The organism is Elstera litoralis, from assembly GCF_000963705.1.
Lineage (GTDB): Bacteria > Pseudomonadota > Alphaproteobacteria > Elsterales > Elsteraceae > Elstera > Elstera litoralis.
The window spans coordinates 1-992 of the sequence record NZ_LAJY01000799.1 but is presented as its reverse complement, the minus strand read 5'-3'; the positions used below and the strand labels follow the sequence as shown (position 1 = coordinate 992).

General features: G+C 57.0%; 2 protein-coding genes. Both read left to right on the top strand.

Translation table 11 applies throughout. From position 1 onward, the window contains the following. Window positions 1-880: UDP-N-acetylglucosamine 4,6-dehydratase (inverting) (gene pseB, locus VZ95_RS19855; RefSeq protein ID WP_045777405.1), on the top strand; the 880-nt coding region annotated here is incomplete at its 5' end. A 15-nt stretch (window positions 881-895) separates the two neighbouring features. Then, entirely contained in the window at window positions 896-991 is a 96-nt protein-coding gene (locus VZ95_RS23465; protein ID WP_084627948.1) for a flagellar biosynthesis repressor FlbT, read from the top strand. Window position 992: the final 1 nt, after the last annotated feature.

Sequence of the window (992 nt, the reverse complement as noted above, 5' to 3'; positions counted from 1 at the left end):
GTTCGAGATGCAGCGTGATTTCCCCGATACGCGTTTCGACTGCATGCGCTATTTCTTGGGCGACGTTCGCGATAAGGACCGTCTTTACCGCGCCTTTGACGGGGTCGACATTGTCGTTCATGCGGCGGCCCTAAAGCAGGTGCCGGCGGCCGAATATAATCCGATCGAAGCGATCCGCACGAATGTGCTGGGGGCGGCAAACGTGATCGATGCCGCGATTGATAAGGGCGTCCAGCGCGTCGTTGCTTTGAGCACCGACAAGGCGGCGAACCCGATCAACCTGTATGGGGCAACCAAACTTTGCTCCGACAAGCTCTTCATTGCGGCGCGGGCTTACTCGAACGCGCGGACGCGCTTTTGCGTTGTGCGCTACGGCAACGTTATCGGTAGCCGGGGCAGTGTCGTTCCCGTGTTTTTGCGCCAGAAGGACGGGGGATCGGTCACGATTACGGATGAGCGGATGACGCGCTTTGTGATTACGCTCGATCAGGGCGTTCAATTCGTTATCGACTCGCTTGAGCGTATGCAAGGCGGGGAGATTTTCGTTCCCAAGATTCCGAGCGTAGCGATCAATGACATCGCCGAGGCAATTGCGCCAGGCTGCACACGGAATTACATCGGGATTCGTCCCGGTGAAAAGCTGCATGAGGTTATGGTCGCGGAGGATGATGCGCGCAACACGCTCGAGTTCGCTAATTACTTCTCAATCCTGCCCGACGCAGGGGCGCTGGAAAATCCGCTGTTCACGCAAAATGGCCTAGCAAAGCGCTGCCCGGAAGATTTTCGCTACTCAAGCGATCGAAATGATGTTTGGGTAAATGCGGCTGGCTTTGACCGGCTGTGGCAGGACGAGCAAGACAGCGAAGCCCGCTCGCTGTAGGAAAGGCAGAGCGCTATGCCGCTTAAGATGACCCTAAAGCCCGGCGAACGCATCATCGTGAACGGTGCCGTGCTGGAAAATGGCGGGCATGAGGCGCATTTGGTTTTCTAAT